At 69.0% G+C, this 529-nt stretch carries 1 pseudogene; it reads right to left on the bottom strand.

Going from position 1 to position 529, the window contains the following annotated elements:
- Positions 1-264: 264 nt before the first annotated feature.
- A pseudogene (locus DD1DGNOD_RS12250) lies at positions 265-529 on the bottom strand (MlaD family protein); the annotation flags it as partial.

Below are 529 nucleotides of genomic sequence, written 5' to 3'. Positions count from 1 at the left end.
GCGCGGACTCCTGCAACGCGCGCTGCGCCGGATCCCCCGCCGGCAGGAAGGACGCCGTCGTGGTGTCCGAGTGGACCCGGGCCAGCCCCATGCCCGCCGCTAGCGCCACAACCACCAGGACGGCGAACCCGGCGCACTGCCGCGCGGACGGGCGCCACCGCACGGCCGTGCGCCACCCCGCGGACGGGCGCCACCGAGCGCCCGGCAGCCGCAGTGAACGGATCCACCGCGACGCCGGACGCCGGAAGGCAGGTCTGCGAAACCTCATCCGCGGTCTTGCTCCACCCGCGGGTACGGCCCAGTGAAAGGTCCGGGTTTCGCGCCCGTGCCGGGTGCCGGATACGGGTTGGTGTAGGTCAGCACATCAAACGGCACGGGTGTCTGCACGGATTTTTCGTTGACCAGGGGCGCCAGTCTGACGAAATGGGCTCCGGATTCATCGGTGTACTGGAGAATCGCGTTGAAGTTGGCGAAGAAGGCCGCCAGTTCGGGCCCGTAGGGTTTGATGTAGGACAGCATCGGGTTGACA

Origin of the sequence: Candidatus Protofrankia californiensis, from assembly GCF_900634765.1 — a bacterium.
Taxonomy (GTDB): domain Bacteria; phylum Actinomycetota; class Actinomycetes; order Frankiales; family Frankiaceae; genus Protofrankia; species Protofrankia californiensis.
Note: the sequence above shows the minus strand (reverse complement) of the source record. Positions and strands in the feature narration are given on the sequence as shown.